The sequence below is a fragment of the Streptomyces sp. L2 genome (assembly GCF_004124325.1).
Lineage (GTDB): Bacteria > Actinomycetota > Actinomycetes > Streptomycetales > Streptomycetaceae > Streptomyces.
Window position 1 is genome coordinate 4,737,151 of sequence record NZ_QBDT01000001.1, and the last position, 19,845, is coordinate 4,756,995.

The following is a 19,845-nucleotide window of genomic DNA, read 5'->3' on the forward strand; positions in this document are numbered from 1 at the left end:
GCCAGGGTGAGGGAGGGGGACGTAGCGTGGCGCGTCTGAGGGGCGGGGCCGTCGCCGCCGTGGTCGTACTGGCCGCGGTGGCCGGCTGCAAGCCGGGGCAGGACACGGGGGCCGCGGGCCCGGAGAAGGCCGGGGGCGGTGGCGGGAGCGGGGGTGCGGTCCTGGCCGCCGTCGACTCACTCACCGTCAAGGGCCGGGCGCCGAAGACCGGCTACGCCCGGGAGCGCTTCGGCACCGCCTGGGCGGACACCGACTCCAACTCCTGCGACACCCGCGACGACATCCTCAAACGGGACCTGACGGACGTGCGGTTCACCGGGGGCGGCTGCAAGGTCTCCTACGGCCTGCTCGACCCCGATCCCTACTCCGGCAAGGACATCACCTACCGGCGCGGCCGCAGCCAGGTCGACATCGACCATGTCGTCCCCCTCTCGGACGCCTGGCAGAAGGGCGCCAAGTACTGGGACGCGAGCAAGCGGATAGCCCTGGCCAACGATCCGCTGAACCTCATCGCGGTCGACGCGAGCACCAACCGGGGTAAGGGGGACGGTGACGCGGCCACCTGGCTCCCGCCCAACAAGGCGTACCGCTGCACCTATGTGGCCGACCAGGTCGCGGTGAAGAAGAAGTACGGCCTGTGGGTCACCGCCGCCGAGAAGGCCGCGATGAAGAAGGTCCTCGCCGCCTGCCCGCAGCAGAAACTCCCCACGGGGGGCAACCCGACCAAGGCGCCGGAACGTTTCCACGCCCGCTGAGCGGACGCCGGGGCCGGCCCGAGCGGAGGCTGGGGCCGGCCGGGGGTCCGCGCAGTGCGCGTCGCCCCGGCCGGCCCCGGCGCTCCCCGGATCAACACCCGGTGGATCAGGCGGCCTTCAGGCCCTTGAGGGACGCGAGGACCTCGGTCGTCACCTTCTTCGCGGCGGCGGCGCCGTTGTTCCCGCCGGCCGTGGACAGCACCGTGACGACGGACTTGCCGGAGCGGGCCGCGATCAGCGTCTGGCCGTTCTCCCAGTGGCTGCTCGTCAGCGTCATCGTGTAGGCCTCGTCACCGAGGCTGCCGGTGGCCGCGCCGGTGACCTTCACCTGGGCGTGGTCGTCGGTGTTCGTGTACGTGGCGCACTCGGCGGCCACCGCCCGCAGGTCCTTCATCACCGTGGCCGCCGTGGTGCCCTGGAAGGAGTCGATCTCCTGGGCCACCAGCGAGGTCTGGTCCTTGTTCGCGTAGTCGTTCTGTGCGAACGACACGCCTCCCTTGAAGCCGCTCACCTGGATCCAGGAAGTGGTCTCGAGCCTTCCGCAGTCCGGCTTGCCGGCCTTCCTGGCCGACGGGTCGAGGAAGGTGCCGCCGCTGTCCGAGGAACCGTCCGCCTCCAGGGTGAGCCCGGCCGGTATCGCCGACGCGGGTGCCAGTGCCGTCTTCAGCCGTGCACCGGTGGCGAGTCCGGCGTTCGGGTCCGCCGCCTTGGCCGGCTTGGCGCTCACGCCCCCGTCGTCGTGGGACGCACCCGAGGAGCAGGCGGTGAGGGCCAGCGGAAGCGCCGCGACGGCGAACAGCGTGGCGACACGGGGGGACAGACGCATGACGGTCCTTCGAGTGTGAGTAGTACGGGGGTGAAGTGGTGCGAGGGTGGTACGGAGGTGAAGTGGTGCGGGGGTGAGCGGTGTGGGGGTGAGCGGGCGGGGAGACGTGTCCGTCAGGCCGTCTTCTTCCAGTCGCCGCAGCCGGTCGTCTTGAAGTAGGCGTCCGAGGAACGGATGGTGACGACGGCCGAGCCGGTCACGTTGTCGTTCGCGATGATCGAGTTCAGCCCGTGCGCGGCGTCCTTGGTGCGCTCCCAGTAGCAGGAGTCGTCGGCGTTGCCGGTGGACTTGTAGGTGCCCGGGGCGATGTCCGTGCCGACCTTGAACATGCCGCCGTCGCCGTCCATGGAGGTGGCGGGGGAGCCCTTCGTCTTCGGGTCGACGGCCTCCCAGTCCGCGCAGCCGCTGGACTTGAACAGCTTGTCGGAGGCCTTGATCGTCACGTAGCTCGTGCCGGTCACGTTGTCGTTGGCGAGGATCGAGTCCATCTTGTGCTCGGCGTCCTTGGCCCGCTCCCAGTAGCACATGCCGTCGGTGTTGCCGCTCGTGCGGTAGGTGCCGGGCTTGATGTCGGAGCCGACGACGAAGTTGCCGTCCCCGTCGAAGGCGGCCTTCTTCTCCTTGGCGCCGCCGGTGTCCTTCGAGCCGTTCTTGGCGCCGGGCTGGTGCGCGGCGGAGGCCGAGGAGCCCTTGTCGCCGCCGTCCTTGCCGTCGCTCCCGGAGTTCGCCGAGACGACCCCGATGACGACGATCCCCGCGACGGCGCCCAGCGCGATCTTGCCCTTCATGCCCATGACGGAACCCCTCCCCAAAGCGGCGACCACCCCCTCCGGTTGGTCGCTCGTTCGCTGGGTCAATAAGAGCAGAGCTTGTGAACCGAGTCAACACGGTTCACATGAAGAGGCGAGTACACGAGCGTGAATGCATCGATCCTGTGTATGCCGGTAGGCTCGGCGCACACGGGATGAGGGGAGCGAGCCGGTGCAGGACAACGCGACAGAGGTGACCGCAGCCGGTATCGCGCGGCTCGCCGGGGTGGGCCGGGCCGCCGTCAGCAACTGGCGCCGCCGGCACGCCGACTTCCCCAAGCCGGTCGGCGGCACCGAGACCAGCCCGTCCTTCGCCCTCGCCGAGGTGGAGTCCTGGCTGCGTGAGCAGGGGAAACTCGCCGAAGTCCCCCTGCGTGAGCGGGTCTGGCAGCAGGTCGCCGGACACCCCGAGGGGCCGGTCACGGCGCTGGTGCACGCGGGCTGCGCCCTGCTCCTCATCCATGAGCGGCCGACGGTCTGGCTGGAGGTGGGCGCCGGCTCCGACGAACGCCTGGCCGCGATGCTGCCGGCGGCGCTGGACCAGGTGCTCGTCCCCCGCTTCGGCGCGGCGCCGGGCCGCCGAGTTCACAGGAGGCAGGCGGCACAGGGGACGGAGGCTGTGAACTCGCCGCTTTCTGTGAACGCCGGCGCGCAGGTTCACGCCCCCGACGCGGCGGACAAGGACGGCGCTGTGAACACCCCGGCCCCACTCGGCACCCCGCCGTCAGTTCACACACCGAGTCCGGTCGACACCCCGGTCGCGCCCACCACCGAGCCCGCGGTTCACAGCGCCACCCCGGTTCACACCCCGCAGCCCCCGCACGCCACCCCCATCCCCGCCCCCACCCCCATCCCCGCCCCCTCCCCCATCCCCGCCCCCACCCCCGCCGTCCACACCCCCACCGGCCCCCAGCTCTACGCCTCCGCCCCCCTCCTGCGCGGCGCCGCCGAACTCGCCGCCGACGCCGGCGCCCGGCAGGCCTTCGAGTTCCTCCTCGGACGGCACCTGGACGCCAACCCGCGCCAGTACACGCTCACCCCCGCCGAACTCGCCCGCCTCATGGCCGACCTCGCCGGCCTCGCGCGCACCCTCCTCGACCCCGCCTGCGGCACCGGCGCCCTGCTGCGGGCCGTCGACGCCCGCCCCGGCCAGGAGCTGTACGCCCAGGACAGCGCCCCCGACCTCGCCGCGCTGACCGCGCTGCGGCTCGCGCTGCATGCCCGCGGCACCGTGCGCGGCGCGGTCGGCGACACCCTGCGCGCCGACGCCTACCCGGAGCTGCGCGCCGACGCCGTCCTGTGCCACCCGCCGTTCAACGAGCGCAACTGGGGCCACGACGAACTCGCCTACGACGCCCGCTGGGAGTACGGCTTCCCGGCCCGCACCGAGTCCGAGCTGGCCTGGGTGCAGCACGCCCTCGCCCGCCTCACCGACGGCGGCACCGCCGTGCTGCTCATGCCCCCGGCGACCGCGTCCCGGCGTTCCGGGCGCCGGATCCGGGCCGACCTGCTGCGCCGGGGAGCACTGCGCGCCGTGGTCGCGCTGCCGGTCGGGGCCGCGCCGCCGTACAACATCCCGCTGCACCTGTGGGTGCTGCGCCGGCCCGGCAAGGCCCCCGCGGCGCCCGCCGTCCTGCTCGTGGACAGCGGGCGGTTCGCCGGCGAGGGGCGCGGCGGGCCGGACTGGCGGGCGGTGCGGGACGCCGTCCTGGACGCCTGGCGTGCCTTCGAGCGCGACGGGCGGCTGGAGGAGCGGCCGGGGCTGGCGCGTTCCGTGCCGGTCATCGACCTCCTCGACGACGACGTGGACCTCGCGCCCGCCCGCCACCTGCCGCCGCCGGCCGTGGCCGACGGCGCGGAGCAGCTCGCGGTGGTGCGCGAACGCCTCGGCGCGACCCTGCGGCTGAGCGCCGACCTCACCCCGCCGCCCGCCGAGCCGGCCCCGCCGGCCCGCTGGCCGCTCACCTCCGTCGGCGAACTCGCGCGCGGCGGCGCGCTGCTGATGCGCACCGGCGGGAACGGCGGCCACGCGCGCGTGCCGGTCCTCACGGACCACGACGTCCTCGCCGGGACGGCGCCCTCCGGGACGCTCCCGGAGAGCGACGAGGAGGCGGTGCTGACGCAGCCCGGCGACGTCGTCGTACCGGTGCTCGGCGGCGGCTCGATGGCGCGCGTGATCGACGACGTGACGCGGGGCGCCGCCCTGGGGCGCAGCCTGGTGCTGCTGCGCCCCGACCCCACCGCGCTCGACTCCTGGTTCCTCGCCGGTTTCCTGCGCGGCACCGCCAACCACCGCCAGGCCAGCAGCTACGCCTCCACCGCCACCCGCCTGGACGTGCGCCGCCTGCAACTGCCCCGCCTCCCGCTGGACGAGCAGCGGCGCTACGGCGCCCGGTTCCGCGCGCTGGACGAGTTCGAGCGGGAGCTCCGGCACGCGAGCCGGCTGGGGGAGCAGCTGGTGCGGGGGATGTACGACGGGCTCACGGACGGCACGGTGCCGGCCGGCGGGGACGGCGGGGACACCCGGGCGGAGTGACAACGGTTCGGTACACCTTGGACCGGTTGTCCGTGCCGGGCCATATGCTCGAAGCGACAATCGCACGACCGGCGTTGCCCGCGACGGGCGGCGCCGGTCGGATGTACGCCCTCCTCAGGCATCAGGAGCAGCCATGCAAGGCCACGGCTACGCACAGCCGGTGAAGCAGCCGCCGCACCCCGCGTGGCTGGTCATCCTGCGCGTGCTGTTCGTCGCGGTCGGGGTCTTCACCATCGGCTTCCTGTCCTGGCCGATGATGCTGCGGCTGGCGGTCGTCACCCGTAAGTCGCTGGACTGGGGCCTGTTCGTGGCGGCGCTGGTGGCCGATGTCCTCGCCATCGTGCTGCTGGGCACCGAGCCCGGCGACGAGATCCACACCACCGGCGGCTACGTCGGCCTCTTCCTGCTCCTGGGCACACTGGTGGCCGCCATCGCCTACTACCTGACCGCGGAGATACGGCACTTCCAGCTGCGGCAGCAGGCGTACGCCGCGAGCGGGACGGCCGGGTACGGCTATCCGGGGCCGGCGTCGCCGTCGCCGTTCACGTCGACGACCGTACCGACGATGCGGCCCGGGCCCACGGCGCACAGCGCGCCCGTCATGCCGCACACGCCGCCCCCCGCGCACACGCCGCCCCCCGCGCACACGCCCGTGCCGCAGCGGCCCACGCCGTCGACGCCGCCGCAGCGCCCGGCGCCCGTACGGATCGACCAGGTCCGCGCCGAGCTGGACGAGTTGAGCGACTACCTGCGCAAGCACGACGGGCATGCCGACGGGCAGCAGGGCGCCGGGAACGAGGGCGGAAGGTGACCGTGGCGGCGACGGGACGGGTGGTCGCCGGCCGCTACGCGCTGTCCACGCTCATCGGGCAGGGCGGCATGGGCCAGGTGTGGACGGCCTACGACCAGCGGCTGGACCGGCGGGTGGCGGTGAAGCTGCTGCGCCCCGACAAGGTGGCCGGGCAGGAGGCCGACGAGCTGCGCCGCCGGTTCGTGCGCGAGTGCCGGGTGACCGCGCAGGTCGACCACCCCGGCCTGGTCACCGTGCACGACGCGGGCAGCGAGGGAGAGGAGCTGTTCCTCGTCATGCAGTACGTCGACGGCGCGGACCTCTCCGACCACCTCGCCGAGCACGACCCGTACCCGTGGCAGTGGGCGGTCGCGGTGGCCGCGCAGCTGTGCGCCGTGCTGAGCGCCGTGCACGCCGTGCCGATCGTGCACCGCGACCTCAAGCCGCGCAACGTGATGGTGAAGCAGGACGGCACGGTCACCGTCCTCGACCTGGGCGTGGCGTCCGTGATGGACAGCGACACCACCCGCCTCACGCACACCGGCTCACCCATCGGCTCGCCCGCCTACATGGCCCCGGAGCAGGCGATGGGCGGCGCGGTCGGCCCGTACACCGACCTGTACGCGCTCGGCGTCCTGCTGCACGAACTGCTCAGCGGGGACGTGCCGTTCGCCGGCTCCACCGCGCTCGGCGTGCTGCACCGGCACCTGTACGAGCCGCCGCTGCCCGTGCGCCGTATCCGGCCGGAGGTGCCCGAGGCGCTGGAGACCCTGGTGCTGAGCCTGCTCGCCAAGGACCCGCAGGCTCGCCCGGCGTCCGCGCAGGAGGTGTACGAGCACCTGGCGCTGCTCCTGCCAGCGCGCGGGACGCCCACCGGCGCGCCCCTGGACCCCACGCGCCCCTTCCTGCGTCCGCACGCCCCCTGGCCGGACCGCGCGCGCACGCCCGCACCCCAGCCGGCCCCCGTCGCGCCCGCGCCGCCCGCCGCCGAGAAGCCCGATGTCGCGGCCGCGGTCGACGAGGTCAAGCGGCTGCTCGGCGAGGGCCGCATCACCCAGGCCGTCGACATCCTCGGCGCGATCCTGCCCGCCGCCGCCGAACAGCACGGCGAGCACTCCCCGGTGGTGCGGACGCTGCGCAAGCAGTACGCGGCCACCCTCATGGACGACGGCCAGTACCGGCGCGCGATGCCCGAACTGCGCCGCCTCGCCGACGAACGCGCCGCCGAGGCGGGCCAGGCCGACCCGCAGTCCCTGCGCTTCCGCTACGAGGCCGCGCAGTGCCTGGAGCAGCTCGGCGAACCCGCGGCGGCGCTCGCCGAGTACCGCGCGCTGCTGCCGTACTACGAGAACCAGTACGTCTCCGGCGACCCGCAGCTCGCCCACGACGTGCGCCGCCGCATCGGGCACCTGCTGCTCGCCGTGGGCGACCGCCCGGCCGCCCACGACACGCTCGTACGGCTCCTGATGGACGTCGAACGGCTGCACGGCCCCGGGCATCCGCTCGTGGCCGACATCCGACGCACCCTGCAATGGCTGGGACAGGTGCGCGGATAGATCTTTTACGTTTCCCTGGCCCAAACTTGTGATCTTCCAGGGGGGATGTTTTCCGAACACGGGAACGGCGCGGGATACGGTGCGCTCCGTTTCAGCCAAGCACGCGCGTGTACCGCCGCGCACAACAGGGGTGGGGTTCTCATGGCCGGCCATCGGCAGTCGAAGAGGCGCAGATACATCACGTGGGGCGTGGCGGGCGCCGCCGTCGTCGCCGGGGCCGGCATCGCCGCGCAGACCTCCATGGCCGCCACGTCCTGGCCCGCGCAGCGGACGTACACCGGGCGCGCCTTCGACACCTGCACCGCCCCCTCCAAGTCCACGATGCAGCACTGGCACACCGGCTACTACGGCGCCGCCGCCGTCTACATAGGCGGCAAGAACCGCGGTTGCGGCCAGCCCAACCTGACCTCCTCCTGGGTGTCCTACGTCAGCCACCTGGGCTGGAAGCTCATCCCGATCTACGTCGGCGCCCAGCCGCCCTGCCAGACCGGCAGCAACCCGGAGAAGATCAGCGCCTCCACCGCCTCCTCCCTCGGCACCAGCGACGCCAAGGACGCGGTGGCCAAGGCCTCCGCCCTGGGGATGAAGGCCGGCAGCGCGATCTACCTCGACATGGAGCCGTACGACATCAAGAACACGTCGTGCAACAACGCCGTGCTCACCTATGTGCGCGCGTTCGACAAGGAGCTGCGCGCCAAGACGTATCGCGCGGGCTACTACGGCTTCACCAGCTCCAGCGCCAAGGCCATCGCCACCGCGAGCAACAAGACGGACCTGCCGGGCAACCTCTGGTACGCGCTGTGGGACAAGACCAACACCACCACCAAGGACTGGCCGTGGGGCGCCACCCAGTTCACCCAGCACAGCCGCGCCCACCAGTACATGGTCAACAGCAAGGAGACCCACGGCGGGGTCACCCTGACCATCGACCGTGACGCCTGGGACGGCCCGGTGGCGATCACCGGCTGACCCGGCGGCCCCGGGGAGCGGCGCGGCGGTGCCCGAAGCCGGTGCGAATCGTTGGTCGGATGGGTTGGCCACAGCCTGCCCACTGCCTACCATCGATCACCGCAAGACTTTGTGCGCCCGCCCGTCGCCCGACCACCACCCCTGGCGGAGGCGCTGGCGCGCCGCACCTGTCATTGCAATCTCCCCCTGGAGGTTTCCTTGCACCGCCCTCGTCGTACCGCGCTCGTCCTCTCCGCCGCGATCGTCGCCGCGGGCCCCCTCCTCACCGCGTGCGGAAACGATGCGCACCCTGGCGCGGCGGCCGTCGTCGGAGGGCAGCGAATCACCGTCTCGCAGCTGCAGGACCGCGTCGACGAGGTGCGGCAGGCGCAGCGCGCGGCGGTGTCGGACCCGGCGCAGTACCAGCAGGTGCTCACCTCCACCAGCAGCCTCACCCGGGACACCCTGCACAACATGGTCCTGGACCGGGTCCTGCACCGCGCCGCCCAGGACGAGGACATCTCCGTGACCCGCAACGAGGTGCAGAAGATGCGCGCCGGCCTGGAGCAGCAGGCCGGGGGAGCCAAGGGCCTGGAGATGGCCTGGCTGCAGAAGTTCGGCATCGCCCCGAGCCGCCTCGACGACAACCTGCGCCTCCAGCTGGAGGCGCAGAAGCTGGCCGCCAAGCTGGGCACGGACACCACCCAGCCCGCCTTCTGGAACGCCCTGTCCCAGGCGTCGAAGGAGCTGCACATCGACCTCAACCCGCGCTACGGCTCGTGGAACGTGCAGAAGAGCGGTCGCGTGGACGCGAAGACACCGTGGGTGCGAGAGGTCACCTCGGCGGGGTCGCAGCAGCAGACGGCGTAGGCGGCGACCAGCCGGTCACATGATCTGTTGATCCCCTCGCCCCTGTGGACAACCCGGGCCGTCCGTCCTCGCGGTGGGTTACGTTCGGATTGTGAACGACATCAGTCCCGCACCCGCCGCCACCACCCCGGCCGACGACCCCGGCCGTGTCGTCCTGCTCACCACCAGCCACCGCGTCGCGCCCGGCCTGCTGTCCTGGCCCGCCTGGCAGGCGCTGCGCGACGCCGACCGCGTGCTGTGCGCGGACGGCGCGCATCCGCAGCTGCCGTACCTGCGCGACGCCGGGATAGCGGTGGAGGGGGCGTCCCCCACCGCGCGGGAGCTGGTCGACGCCTGCGCCGGCGGGCGGACGGTGGCCGTCGTGGCGACCGGCGAGGGCGAGCCGGCCCTCACCGACGGGCTGGCCCGGCTGGCCGGCTCCGGCCGCGTGCGGATGCCCGAGCTGGAGCTGCTGCCCGCCTCCTACGACCTGCCCGGCGCCCGGCTCCTCGACCTCGTCCAGGTCATGGACCGCATCCGCGCCGAGTGCCCCTGGTCGTCCCGGCAGACCCACCTCGGCCTGGCGAAGTACGGCATCGAGGAGGCGTACGAACTCGTCGAGGCGATCGAGGCCGGCGATCGCGACGAACTCCGCGAGGAGCTGGGTGACGTCCTCCTCCAGGTCGTCTTCCACTCCCGGATCGCCGAGGAGGACCCCGACGCGCCGTTCTCGATCGACGACGTGGCCGGCGGCATCGTCGCCAAGCTGATCCACCGCCACCCGCACGTCTTCGGGGAGGAGACGGCCGAGACGCCCGAGGAGGTCAAGGCGCACTGGCTGCGCACCAAGGCCGAGGAGAAGCGCCGCACCTCGGTGACGGAGGGCGTGCCGCTCGGCCAGCCCGGCCTCGCCCTCACCGCCAAACTGGCCTCCCGCGCCCGCACGGCGCACCTGGACGTGCCGCTCCCCCAGGGGGAGGGCATCGGCTACGAACTGCTGGCCCTGGCGGCCCGCGCCGAGGCCGAGGGCGTCGACCCGGAGGCGGCCCTGCGGGCGGCGGCCCGGGTGTACCGGGACGCGATACGGGCCGCCGAAGGCGGAGGGGCCGAGGGGCCGAAGTGCAGGGACTGACGGAGGGTCCGCGGGTAGGCTGAATCGCACCGCTGGGTGTTCTGCGTGGGGGGTGCATGAACCAGGAGCTGGACTGGCTGGTCGACACGATCCTGAAGTTACCTGTCCCGGAACGTCGATCACTCATCTGGGGATACTCGAACCGGGACTCGATCCGCGCCCATCTCCGCAGCCTCCAGGCAGACGATCCCGCCGTCTTCCAGGACATCCGGAGCCGGGCGATGCGGGCCGGTGCGGCGGCCCGTCCGTCGTCCGGCCCCACAGCGCCCCCGGCCCCCTCGCCGGGGACCACGGCCAGGGCGAAGGACGACCCTGCCGGTGCCCCGGGCAGGCGAGCGAGGCGCACCCCTTCCCCGGCCGCCCCGCAGCCGAGCCCGGCCCCTCCCCAGGGCGACCACGTCGACTTCCGGCACGGCACGTTCTACGGCCCCGTCTCGGGGGCGGAGCACCACTACTACAACGGCGGCGAACGCCCCGCCCGCTCCGACCCCGCCGGCTGGCCCACGCTCGCCGACGCCGACCCGATCGCGCTGGGCGTGCGGCGGACCCGGCGGTTCGACGGGGAGAGCCGGCTGCCGCCGTACGTCGCGCGGGAGGCCGACGCCGGGCTCGCCGAGCGCGTCCGGGCCGGCGGGCCGGTCGTGGTCACCGGTGAACCGCTCGCCGGCAAGAGCCGCACGGCATGGGAGGCGCTGCGGGCCGTACTGCCGCCCACGGCCCGGGTGTACGCGCCCTCGCCCGGCGCGGACCTGAGCGGACTGCCCGACGCCGTGCGGGGACGCCCGGGCCGGTACGCCCTCTGGCTGGACGAACTGGACGGTTATCTCGGCGAACACGGCCTGGACGCGGGCCTGCTCGCCCAACTGGCCGCGCTCCGGGTGCCCGTGGTGGCGACGATGAGCGACGAGGCGTACGACAAACACCGCTTCGGCGGGGGGCGCGCCTCGAAGGCGCTCGGCGGGGTCCCCACCGTGGACCTGCCCCGCCACTGGACCGGGACGGAGCTGACCGCGCTCGCCGGAGCCGGCGACCCGCGACTGCGCGACGCCCTGGAGCGGCGCGGCGACTGCGGGGTCACCGAGTACCTGGCGGTCGCACCGGAGTTGTGGGACGTCTGGCGGCGCGCGGACCGGGCGCACCGCGCGGGCGGCCACCCGCTGGGACACCTCCTCGTGCGGGCCGCCGTCGACGCGGCCCGCTGCGGGATATCCGGGCCCGTTCCGGAGGGAATGATCAGCGAGATACTGGAGGCCTACGAGACCGAGGGGTCCGAGCCGGACTGGGAGTCGGACGACGAGGCGCTCGCCTGGGCCACGGAGAAGCGCCACGGGGTGGCGGCGCTGCTGGAGAAGCACGAGGACGAGAGCATGTCCGCGTTCGGGTCGCTGATCGCGGACACGGAGGCCGCCCCCGGACCGCCGGAGATACCCGTACCGGTGTGGCTCGTGGTGACCGAGCACGCCGTCCCGGAGGACGACGAGCCGTTCCCGGCGGCCGTGTCGAGGGCGATGCGCGCGTACTACACGCCCCGCGCCGAGGCGGGGGACGGTGAAGCCATGGCGATGCTCGGAGCGCTCGCCCGGAATGAGAACGACCGGGCCGGAGCCCTCCACTGGCTGCGGATGGCGGCCGGAAGCGAGATACGCGACGCGCAGATGGCCTGCGTCGTGCTGTGCGGCCTCGGCGAGCTCCTGGTCGAGGCCGGTGAGCACGACGAGGCCGCCCGGCATCTGCGCCGAGCGGCCGAGTGGGGCGACGCCGACGCCGCGTACGACTTGAGCCGCCTGATGCGCGACCGGGCCGACCACTGGCTACGGCAGGCCGCCGACGCCGGGCACACCACGGCGAAGGCGGAGCTGGCAGGGGGCGCCGAGCCCGACGGGTCCGAAGCGCCCGACTCCACCCATGTCGATACCGTCTAGGAGTGACCCACCAGCCCCACCAGCCCCACCAGCCCCACCAGCCCCACCCCCCGGCCCCCGGCGGCCCCGCCCCCGACCTCTTCACCTGGGAGTTCGCCACCGACCCCTACCCGGCCTACGCCTGGCTGCGCGAGCACGCCCCCGTGCACCGCACCCGGCTGCCCAGCGGCGTGGAGGCCTGGCTGGTCACGCGGTACGCCGACGCCAAGCAGGCCCTCGCCGACCAGCGGCTGAGCAAGAACCCGGCGCACCACGACGAACCCGCGCACGCCAAGGGCAAGACCGGCATCCCGGGGGAGCGCAAGGCCGAGCTGATGACGCATCTGCTGAACATCGACCCGCCGGACCACACCCGGCTCAGGCGGCTGGTCAGCAAGGCGTTCACCCCGCGCCGGGTCGCCGAGTTCGCGCCGCGCGTGCAGGAGCTGACCGACCGGCTCATCGACGGGTTCGCCGCGACGGGCTCCGCCGACCTCATCCACGAGTTCGCGTTCCCCCTCCCCATCTACGCCATCTGCGACCTGCTCGGCGTCCCGCGCGAGGACCAGGACGACTTCCGCGACTGGGCCGGCATGATGATCCGGCACGGCGGAGGACCCCGCGGCGGCGTCGCGCGGTCGGTGAAGAAGATGCGCGGCTACCTCGCCGAGCTGATCCACAAGAAGCGCGAGGCGCTGCCCGCCGAACCCGCCCCGGGCGAGGACCTGATCTCCGGCCTCATCCGCGCCTCCGACCACGGCGAGCACCTCACCGAGAACGAGGCCGCCGCCATGGCCTTCATCCTCCTCTTCGCCGGCTTCGAGACCACCGTCAACCTCATCGGCAACGGCACCTACGCCCTGCTCACCCACCCCGGACAGCGCCGGCGGCTCCAGGACTCCCTGGCCCGTGGCGAATCGGGACTGCTGGAGACCGGCATCGAGGAACTCCTGCGCTACGACGGCCCCGTGGAGCTGGCGACCTGGCGGTTCGCGACCCGGCCGCTCAGCATCGGCGGGGAGGACATCGCCGCCGGCGACCCGGTCCTCGTCGTGCTGGCCGCCGCCGACCGGGACCCGGAGCGGTTCGCCGACCCGGACGTCCTCGACCTCTCCCGTGCCGACAACCAGCACCTCGGCTACGGCCACGGCATCCACTACTGTCTCGGCGCCCCGCTCGCCCGGCTGGAGGGCCGGGCCGCGCTCGCCACCCTCCTCACCCGCCTCCCCGACCTGCGGCTCGCCGCCGATCCGGCCGAGTTGCGCTGGCGCGGCGGGCTCATCATGCGCGGACTGCGCACGCTGCCCGTGGAGTTCACGTCGGCCTCGTGAACTCGGGGGCACGACACCGCCGTAGCGCAAACATGACGCGCGCTCACCTCTGTGATCTTCACGTGATCTGCGCGGCATTAACTTGTGACAAGTGATCGTATGCCGATACGTTCACCCCTCAGCGTGGCGCCCCAGCTTCACCGCCGCGCCGCTCCTGTTGTCACCCGAAAGGCTCCCGCATGCTCTCCGGGAACGGTCGTCACCGTCGCCCCCGTCAGGCTCCGGCCATCCTCGTCGCGGCAGGAGTGACCGGCTCCGCCCTCGCCCTCCCGCTGCTCGGCGCCGCGAGCGCCCACGCGGCGGACGGCACCACGTGGGACAAGGTGGCCGAGTGCGAGAGCGGCGGTTCCTGGAGCGCGAACCCGGGCAACGGCTACTACGGCGGGCTGCAGATGTCCCAGGAGGACTGGGACAAGTACGGCGGCGACCAGTACGCCTCCAGCCCCGACCTGGCCAGCCGCTCGCAGCAGATCGCCGTCGCCGAGAAGATCCTCGACGACCAGGGCACCACTCCCTGGGCCACCTGCGCCCTGCTCTCCGGGCTGACCTCCGACTCCGGTTCGGTGACCGTGGACCCGGGGAGCGGCGGCTCCGGCGGCTCCGCCGACGCGGGCGACTCGTCCGGAACAACCGGTTCCGGTGATTCAGCCGGTACCTCCGATTCATCCGGCCTGCCGGATTCGCCGTCCTCGTCCGACTCCGGCTCCCCGGCCACCCCCGGCTCGGGCACGGGCACGGGCTCGGACGCCGGCTCCGGAACGGGCTCCTCCACCACGCCGTCCCCCGACGCGGGCAAGGACTCGGGGACGGGCTCGGACGCCGACTCCGGCTCCGGTACGCCGTCCGCGTCCGACGGGGCCGGCGGGAGCGACGGCGACAACGGCGGGACCAACACCCCGAAGTCCGACAAGTCGGCATCGTCCGACCCGGGGACGTCGCAGGGTGATGACAGTGCGTCCACCGCCACGCCTGGAAGCGGCGACTCGGACAATTCATGGCAGAGTGGCAGCTCTTGGAGCCTGGTCGACACCGGCGCGCTCAGCAGTGGTGGACGTCACCGCGGGGACAGTGCGGACGAAAGCGTGACAAACGGTCAGGATGACGCCTCGTCCGGCCGGCACGCCTCCCGTGACGCGAGCACCTACACCGTCCGCGAAGGGGACACGCTCGCCTCCATCGCCGACTCCCTTGACGTCGACGGCGGATGGCACGCTCTCTACGCGACCAATAAGAAGGCGATCGGAACCGACCCGAACCACATCGCCCCCGGTCAGACCCTGCGAGTCGGGGCGTAAGCGGACGCGGGGCAGGGGCAGTTGGCGCCCCGCTTCGCCCGGTGATGTCCGTTTTGGTGAAAGTGTGGGATGAGTCTCAGAAGCCCTGATCGTCTTTGAAATTCCCCGGATCGCGTGTCTACGGTCAGGACCGCTCGTCACCACGAGCCCCGGCAGTCGCAACGCCGAATCCTGCCAGCGGTTGCCCGGGAACAGTCGTCGCGTCATGCGCCGCAGGCAGGAGCGGGGGACCCAAGGTAAGTGCCGGGCCCAGCAGTTGAGCTGGGACCGGCTGGGGGTGAAGCCGCACGCCGCGAAAGCGGGCGTGCGGCCGGGCAACTCAACCGGCCCGAACCCGACAGCTCACCTCGCAGGCGTCGGTGAGGGGATCGATCCATGCTGTTCTCCAGCAAGGGCAAGCACCGTCGTCCGTCCAAGGCCACCCGCGCCATCGCTCTCGCCGGGGTCACCGGCGCCGCCGTCGCCGCCCCGCTCATGGCCGCCGGTAACGCCTCCGCCGCCACGGCCTCCCAGTGGGACGCGGTCGCCCAGTGCGAGTCCGGCGGCAACTGGTCCATCAACACCGGCAACGGCTACTACGGCGGCCTGCAGTTCTCCGCCTCCACCTGGGCCGCGTACGGCGGCACGCAGTACGCCGCGCAGGCCAACCAGGCCGGCAAGGCCCAGCAGATAGCCGTCGCCGAGAAGGTCCTCGCCGCCCAGGGCAAGGGCGCCTGGCCGGTGTGCGGCACGGGTCTGACGAGCACCCCCTACAACGGCTCCGCCCCGAGCACGTCGTCGAGCAGCTCCTCGAACAGCACCTCGTCGAGCGGCACCACCAGCCGCTCCAGCGACCAGCAGGCCGCCTCCCGCTCCGCCGAGCGTCCGGCCGCCAAGAGCGAGAAGACCGTCACCACCCCGACCGGCAAGAAGGTCAAGAAGGGCGACGGCGAGTACAAGGTCGTCAAGGGTGACACCCTCAGCTCCATCGCCGCGAAGCACCACGTCGACGGCGGCTGGGAGAAGCTGTTCAAGCTGAACAAGGACATCGTCGACGACGCCGACCTCATCTTCCCGGGCCAGCAGCTGCACCTGAAGTAGGCAGCGGCCCGCCCCCGTCCCCACGGGTTCCCCGCCCCGGTGCGTCTTCCCCCGTACGCACCGGGGCGGGGTCTGTTCTGTTCGCCCCGGTCTCCCGCCCGCCCGGCCGCCTGCCCGACCGCCCGGCCGTCTCCCCGGCCGACCATCCGCCGGCCGTCTGCGCGACCGACCGCCCGCCGGCCGTCTGCGCGACCGACCGTCCGTCGGCCGTCTGCGCGACCGTCCGTCCGTCGGCCGTCTCCCCGGCCGACCATCCGCCGGCCGTCTGCGCGACCGACCGTCGGCCGCCTGCCCGCCCCTTTCCCGTGCCCCGTGCACCGACCCTTTGTTCCGGTGGTGAACAATGGGTACGGTCTCCCTGTCCACGGGACGGTCGGTCGGTGGCCGACGCGCCCGGGACGGTTAGGCTCTAGTCGCAAGGCACCGCCGTAAGGCACCGCGCCCCGCACTTTCAGCGTCACATCCCAGAAGGAGATGCTCGTGCCGTCCATCGACGTCGTCGTAGCCCGGGAAATCCTGGACTCCCGAGGCAACCCCACGGTCGAGGTCGAGGTCGGCCTCGACGACGGCAGCACGGGTCGTGCCGCCGTCCCGTCCGGCGCCTCCACCGGTGCCTTCGAGGCCATCGAGCTGCGTGACGGCGACCCCAACCGCTACCAGGGCAAGGGCGTGGAGAACGCCGTCCTCGCCGTCATGGACCAGATCGGCCCGGAGCTCGTCGGCTACGACGCCACCGAGCAGCGCCTGATCGACCAGGCCATGTTCGACCTGGACGCCACCGACAACAAGGGCGCCCTCGGCGCCAACGCCATCCTCGGTGTCTCCCTCGCCGTCGCCCACGCCGCCTCCGAGGCGTCCGACCTGCCCCTCTTCCGCTACCTGGGCGGCCCGAACGCGCACGTGCTGCCGGTGCCGATGATGAACATCCTGAACGGCGGGTCGCACGCCGACTCCAACGTGGACATCCAGGAGTTCATGATCGCCCCGATCGGCGCGGAGACCTTCTCCGAGGCCCTGCGCTGGGGCGCCGAGGTCTACCACACCCTCAAGAAGGTGCTGAAGACCAAGGGCCTGTCCACCGGCCTCGGCGACGAGGGCGGCTTCGCCCCGAACCTGGAGTCCAACCGCGCCGCGCTCGACCTCATCCTCGAGGCCATCAAGCAGGCCGGCTACGTCCCCGGCGAGCAGATCGCGCTCGCGCTCGACGTCGCCGCGTCCGAGTTCTACAAGGACGGCGCCTACGAGTTCGAGGGCAAGTCCCGCTCGGCCGCCGAGATGACCGAGTACTACGAGGAGCTGGTCGCCGCCTACCCGCTCGTCTCCATCGAGGACCCGCTGTTCGAGGACGACTGGGCCGGCTGGAAGGTCATCACCGACAAGCTCGGTGACAAGGTCCAGCTCGTCGGCGACGACCTGTTCGTCACCAACCCCGAGCGCCTCGCCCGCGGCATCGAGGAGGGCTCCGCCAACGCCCTGCTCGTCAAGGTCAACCAGATCGGCTCGCTCACCGAGACCCTGGACGCCGTCGAGATGGCCCAGCGCAACGGCTTCAAGTGCATGATGTCCCACCGCTCCGGCGAGACCGAGGACGTCACCATCGCCGACCTGGCCGTCGCCACCAACTGCGGCCAGATCAAGACCGGCGCCCCGGCCCGCTCCGAGCGCGTCGCCAAGTACAACCAGCTGCTGCGCATCGAGGAGATCCTCGACGACGCCGCGGTGTACGCGGGCCGCAGCGCGTTCCCGCGCTTCCGCGGCAGCGCGGAGATCTCCAAGGGCTGAGCCCGGGCCGAACAACGCGCCCGGGCCACCCGTCCGGGAAACCCGGCGCGAGGCTTAGCCAGTCGTCCGTACGTCCCCGGACCCGGTCCCGTACCGTGTCCGGGGACGTACGTACGTGTGAAAGGGGAGGCGGAGAGCGAGATGCCCACCAAGGACCGGGACCGTTTCTCCACCGCGACCAGGCTGCGGGTGCTCGGCGAGCAGACGGCGGCCCGGGTCTACCGCTCCCAGACCAAGCGGCAGGCCCGGCGCTCCCGGCTCACCGGCCGCGCGGCTCTGCTCGCCCTGGTGCTCTGCTCGATGATCGTCGCCCTGGCCTATCCGATGCGGCAGTACGTCTCCCAGCGCGCCGAGATCGCCGACGTGCAGAAGCAGCAGGACCAGGCCCGGGAACGCGTCGAGCAGCTGCGCGACCTCAAGGCCCGCTGGCAGGACGACGCCTACGCCGAGCAGCAGATCCGCAAGCGGCTGCACTACGTGCGGCCCGGGGAGACCGGGTACACGGTCGCCGGCCAGGGCGCGGCCCAGCAGTCCCGCACCGACCTCAGGGCCGCCCGCCGGCCCTGGTACGCGAACGTCTGGGACGGGGTCGACCGGTCCGACGCCTCCGACCGGTGACCCGGCCCGCCCCGGCCGGCGTCCCGCACAGCAACCCGTAGAAAGCCATCCGAAAGCAGTCATGGACACCCCTCCGCCGCCCACCGGGCGCACCGAACCGACCGACGCGGACGTCGCGGCCTTCCAGCAGCAGCTCGGCCGTCCGCCACGGGGCCTCAGGGCGATCGCCCACCGCTGCCCCTGCGGCCAACCGGACGTCGTCGAGACGGCGCCCCGCCTGCCCGACGGCACGCCGTTCCCGACGACGTACTACCTGACCTGCCCGCGCGCCGCCTCGGCCATCGGCACGCTGGAGGCGAACGGGGTCATGAAGGAGATGACGGAACGGCTCCAGAGCGACCCGGAGCTGGCCGCCGCCTACCGCGCCGCGCACGAGGACTACATCCGGCGCCGGGACGAGATCGAGGTGCTGGCCGGCTTCCCGAGCGCGGGCGGCATGCCCGACCGGGTGAAGTGCCTGCACGTCCTGGTGGCCCACTCGCTGGCCGCCGGGCCGGGCGTGAACCCGCTCGGCGACGAGGCGATCGCGATGCTGCCCGAGTGGTGGGCGAAGGGCGCTTGCGTGACGCTCCCCGAGGACGACCGGAAGGAGACCGACCGGTGACCCGGGTCGCCGCCGTCGACTGCGGTACGAACTCCATCCGGCTCCTCGTCGCCGACGCCAACCCGGAGACGGGCGAACTCGTCGACCTGGACCGGCGCATGACGATCGTGCGGCTCGGCCAGGGCGTCGACCGCACCGGGCGGCTCGCCCCCGAGGCCCTGGAGCGCACCTTCGCCGCCTGCCGCGAGTACGCGCGGATCATCAAGGAGCACGGCGCCGAACGCCTCCGCTTCGTCGCCACCTCCGCCTCCCGCGACGCCGAGAACCGGGACGACTTCGTGCGCGGGGTCCTCGACATCCTCGGCGTCGAGCCCGAGGTCATCACCGGCGACCAGGAGGCCGAGTTCTCCTTCACCGGCGCCACCAAGGAACTCACCGGCCGCACCGACCTGGCCACGCCCTACCTGGTCGTCGACATCGGCGGCGGCTCCACCGAGTTCGTCGTCGGCGACGAGCACGTGCGCGCCGCCCGCTCCGTGGACGTCGGCTGCGTCCGCATGACCGAACGGCACCTCGTGCACGAGGGCGCCGTGACCGACCCGCCCACCGAGGAGCAGATCGCCGCCATGAAGGCGGACATCGAGGCCGCCCTCGACCTCGCCGAGCGGACCGTCCCGCTGCGCGAGGCCCGCACCCTGGTCGGCCTGGCCGGCTCGGTCACCACGGTCTCCGCGATCGCCCAGGACCTCCCCGAGTACGACTCCGAGCGCATCCACCACTCCCGCGTCTCCCGCGACCGCGTCCGCGAGATCACCGACTGGCTCCTGCGCTCCACCCACGCCGAGCGTTCCGCCGTCCCGTCCATGCACCCGGGCCGGGTCGACGTCATCGGCGCGGGCGCCCTGGTCCTGCTGACCATCATGGAACGCACCGGCGCCGAAGAGGTCGTCGTCAGCGAACACGACATCCTGGACGGCATCGCCTGGTCCGTGGCCCGGCAGACGCCCTGAGCGGGGCGCCGGACTCAGGGTCGGTGTCCACCTGAGGTATGACACGGCGGGCTTCTGTCCGACCCGAGTCGCCCCCCGGAACC

The 19,845-nt window shown here is 72.7% G+C and carries 17 protein-coding genes and 1 riboswitch; of the genes, 15 read left to right on the plus strand and 2 right to left on the minus strand.

The annotated features are described in order from the left end of the window. The first annotated feature begins 26 nt into the window (after positions 1-26). Positions 27-755, plus strand: coding sequence for an HNH endonuclease family protein (locus tag DBP14_RS21180; protein WP_129308731.1), 729 nt, complete (start codon positions 27-29; stop codon positions 753-755). Positions 756-861: 106 nt separating this feature from the next. Here DBP14_RS21180 and DBP14_RS21185 read toward each other — a convergent pair whose 3' ends face one another. Both DBP14_RS21185 and DBP14_RS21190 read right to left on the minus strand, forming a co-directional pair. Beyond that, on the minus strand, positions 862-1,581 hold the full coding sequence (locus DBP14_RS21185; RefSeq protein ID WP_129308732.1) for a hypothetical protein: 720 nt from the start codon (positions 1,579-1,581) through the stop codon (positions 862-864). A gap of 113 nt (positions 1,582-1,694) precedes the next feature. Then, a complete protein-coding gene (locus DBP14_RS21190; protein WP_129308733.1) occupies positions 1,695-2,375 on the minus strand; it encodes a hypothetical protein in 681 nt (226 codons plus the stop codon). A gap of 187 nt (positions 2,376-2,562) precedes the next feature. Between DBP14_RS21190 and DBP14_RS21195 the strand changes: the two genes are divergently transcribed. The 14 genes from DBP14_RS21195 to DBP14_RS21265 all read left to right on the plus strand — a co-directional run bounded on the left by DBP14_RS21195 (position 2,563) and on the right by DBP14_RS21265 (position 19,762). Then, complete coding sequence (locus DBP14_RS21195) at positions 2,563-4,926, plus strand: N-6 DNA methylase (RefSeq protein ID WP_129308734.1); 2,364 nt, start codon at positions 2,563-2,565, stop codon at positions 4,924-4,926. A 133-nt stretch (positions 4,927-5,059) separates the two neighbouring features. Further along, positions 5,060-5,737 carry a hypothetical protein gene (locus DBP14_RS21200; RefSeq protein ID WP_129308735.1) on the plus strand — a complete coding sequence of 226 codons (678 nt, stop codon included), beginning with the start codon at positions 5,060-5,062 and terminating at the stop codon, positions 5,735-5,737. Positions 5,738-5,778: 41 nt separating this feature from the next. Beyond that, positions 5,779-7,272 (plus strand): serine/threonine-protein kinase, encoded by a 1,494-nt coding sequence (locus DBP14_RS21205; protein WP_277752755.1) that lies wholly within the window; start codon positions 5,779-5,781, stop codon positions 7,270-7,272. Positions 7,273-7,413: 141 nt separating this feature from the next. After that, positions 7,414-8,241 (plus strand): glycoside hydrolase domain-containing protein, encoded by an 828-nt coding sequence (locus tag DBP14_RS21210; protein WP_129308736.1) that lies wholly within the window; start codon positions 7,414-7,416, stop codon positions 8,239-8,241. A gap of 198 nt (positions 8,242-8,439) precedes the next feature. Next, positions 8,440-9,090 (plus strand): SurA N-terminal domain-containing protein, encoded by a 651-nt coding sequence (locus tag DBP14_RS21215; RefSeq protein WP_129308737.1) that lies wholly within the window; start codon positions 8,440-8,442, stop codon positions 9,088-9,090. A 100-nt stretch (positions 9,091-9,190) separates the two neighbouring features. Then, positions 9,191-10,201 (plus strand): nucleoside triphosphate pyrophosphohydrolase, encoded by a 1,011-nt coding sequence (locus DBP14_RS21220; RefSeq protein ID WP_129312000.1) that lies wholly within the window; start codon positions 9,191-9,193, stop codon positions 10,199-10,201. 56 nt (positions 10,202-10,257) lie between these two features. Continuing rightward, a complete protein-coding gene (locus tag DBP14_RS21225; RefSeq protein ID WP_129308738.1) occupies positions 10,258-12,123 on the plus strand; it encodes a sel1 repeat family protein in 1,866 nt (621 codons plus the stop codon). 2 nt (positions 12,124-12,125) lie between these two features. Further along, positions 12,126-13,433, plus strand: a complete 1,308-nt coding sequence (locus tag DBP14_RS21230) for a cytochrome P450 (protein ID WP_129308739.1) — start codon at positions 12,126-12,128, stop codon at positions 13,431-13,433. A 179-nt stretch (positions 13,434-13,612) separates the two neighbouring features. After that, on the plus strand, positions 13,613-14,728 hold the full coding sequence (locus DBP14_RS21235; protein WP_129308740.1) for a transglycosylase family protein: 1,116 nt from the start codon (positions 13,613-13,615) through the stop codon (positions 14,726-14,728). Between the two features lie 198 nt (positions 14,729-14,926). Further along, positions 14,927-15,099, plus strand: a riboswitch (cyclic di-AMP (ydaO/yuaA leader). Between the two features lie 4 nt (positions 15,100-15,103). Then, positions 15,104-15,808: a transglycosylase family protein gene (locus DBP14_RS21240; protein WP_129308741.1), complete on the plus strand. Its 705-nt coding sequence runs from the start codon at positions 15,104-15,106 to the stop codon at positions 15,806-15,808. A gap of 474 nt (positions 15,809-16,282) precedes the next feature. Further along, on the plus strand, positions 16,283-17,590 hold the full coding sequence (eno, locus tag DBP14_RS21250; protein ID WP_129308742.1) for a phosphopyruvate hydratase: 1,308 nt from the start codon (positions 16,283-16,285) through the stop codon (positions 17,588-17,590). Between the two features lie 141 nt (positions 17,591-17,731). Then, complete coding sequence (locus DBP14_RS21255; protein WP_129308743.1) at positions 17,732-18,208, plus strand: septum formation initiator family protein; 477 nt, start codon at positions 17,732-17,734, stop codon at positions 18,206-18,208. Between the two features lie 61 nt (positions 18,209-18,269). Then, positions 18,270-18,812: a DUF501 domain-containing protein gene (locus DBP14_RS21260; RefSeq protein ID WP_129308744.1), complete on the plus strand. Its 543-nt coding sequence runs from the start codon at positions 18,270-18,272 to the stop codon at positions 18,810-18,812. Next, positions 18,809-19,762, plus strand: coding sequence for a Ppx/GppA phosphatase family protein (locus tag DBP14_RS21265; RefSeq protein WP_129308745.1), 954 nt, complete (start codon positions 18,809-18,811; stop codon positions 19,760-19,762). The genes DBP14_RS21260 and DBP14_RS21265 overlap by 4 nt, the downstream gene beginning before the upstream one ends. Positions 19,763-19,845: the final 83 nt, after the last annotated feature.

What these genes read in the sequence shown, in the direction of transcription:
- DBP14_RS21185 (WP_129308732.1), bottom strand. Translation starts at nt 1,581, where the DNA reads ATGCGTCTGTCCCCCCGTGTCGCCACGCTGTTCGCCGTCGCGGCGCTT.
- DBP14_RS21190 (WP_129308733.1), bottom strand. Translation starts at nt 2,375, where the DNA reads ATGGGCATGAAGGGCAAGATCGCGCTGGGCGCCGTCGCGGGGATCGTC.
- DBP14_RS21200 (WP_129308735.1), top strand. Translation starts at nt 5,060, where the DNA reads ATGCAAGGCCACGGCTACGCACAGCCGGTGAAGCAGCCGCCGCACCCC.
- DBP14_RS21210 (WP_129308736.1), top strand. Translation starts at nt 7,414, where the DNA reads ATGGCCGGCCATCGGCAGTCGAAGAGGCGCAGATACATCACGTGGGGC.
- DBP14_RS21225 (WP_129308738.1), top strand. Translation starts at nt 10,258, where the DNA reads ATGAACCAGGAGCTGGACTGGCTGGTCGACACGATCCTGAAGTTACCT.
- DBP14_RS21235 (WP_129308740.1), top strand. Translation starts at nt 13,613, where the DNA reads ATGCTCTCCGGGAACGGTCGTCACCGTCGCCCCCGTCAGGCTCCGGCC.
- DBP14_RS21240 (WP_129308741.1), top strand. Translation starts at nt 15,104, where the DNA reads ATGCTGTTCTCCAGCAAGGGCAAGCACCGTCGTCCGTCCAAGGCCACC.
- eno (WP_129308742.1), top strand. Translation starts at nt 16,283, where the DNA reads ATGCTCGTGCCGTCCATCGACGTCGTCGTAGCCCGGGAAATCCTGGAC.
- DBP14_RS21255 (WP_129308743.1), top strand. Translation starts at nt 17,732, where the DNA reads ATGCCCACCAAGGACCGGGACCGTTTCTCCACCGCGACCAGGCTGCGG.
- DBP14_RS21260 (WP_129308744.1), top strand. Translation starts at nt 18,270, where the DNA reads ATGGACACCCCTCCGCCGCCCACCGGGCGCACCGAACCGACCGACGCG.